1 protein-coding gene is annotated in these 888 nt (G+C 72.9%); it reads left to right on the top strand.

The window, feature by feature from the left end; genetic code table 11:
• The coding region (locus PUR71_RS29500) for an amino acid adenylation domain-containing protein (RefSeq protein WP_443077612.1) at positions 1 to 888 on the top strand (888 nt) is incomplete at both ends.

An 888-nucleotide genomic window follows, 5' to 3' on the forward strand; every position in this document is an offset into this window, starting at 1 on the left:
GCCTCTCGAGGTGGTCCACGACGGCCGGACGCCCGCCTACGCGATCTACACCTCCGGCTCCACCGGCCGCCCCAAGGGCGTCGTCATCCCCCGCGCCGCACTCGACAACTTCCTCACCGACATGTCCGCCCGCGTCCCGATGGACGGCACCGACCGGCTCATCGCCGTCACCACCGTCTCCTTCGACATCGCCGCCCTGGAGCTCTACCTCCCCCTCCTCAACGGCGCCGCCGTCGTCATCGCGAGCAAGGACGAAGTCCTCGACCCCGAAGCCCTCGCCGCCCTCATCACCAAGACCGACGGCACCGTCCTCCAAGCCACCCCGTCCCTGTGGCAGACGCTCACCGCCCAGGTGCCGCAGGCGCTCTCCGGCCTGCGCATGCTCGTCGGCGGCGAAGCCGTCCCGGGGACGCTCGCCGAGGCCATGGCCTCGGCCGGACGGTCGGTGCTCAACGTGTACGGCCCCACCGAGACCACCATCTGGTCCACCACCGCCGTCCTGGACGGCCGCACGGCGAACCCGTCCATCGGCCGCCCGATGCTCAACACCCGCGCCTACATCCTCGATTCGGCCCTGCGCCCCGTCCCCGCAGGCACCCCCGGCGAGCTCTACCTCGCCGGCGCCGGCCTCGCCCGCGGCTACCTCGCCCGCCCCGGCCTCACCGCCGAACGCTTCACCGCCGACCCCCACGGCACCCCCGGCACCCGCATGTACCGCACCGGCGACCTCGCCCGCTGGGCCACCGACGGCACCATCGACTACCTCGGCCGCACCGACTTCCAGGTCAAGGTCCGCGGCTTCCGCATCGAACTCGGCGAAATCGAATCCGCCCTCGCGAAGCACGACACCGTCACCCGCGCCGCCGTCGTCGTCCGCGAGGACCGCCC

Source organism: Streptomyces sp. SP17BM10 (assembly GCF_036322405.1).
Lineage (GTDB): Bacteria > Actinomycetota > Actinomycetes > Streptomycetales > Streptomycetaceae > Kitasatospora.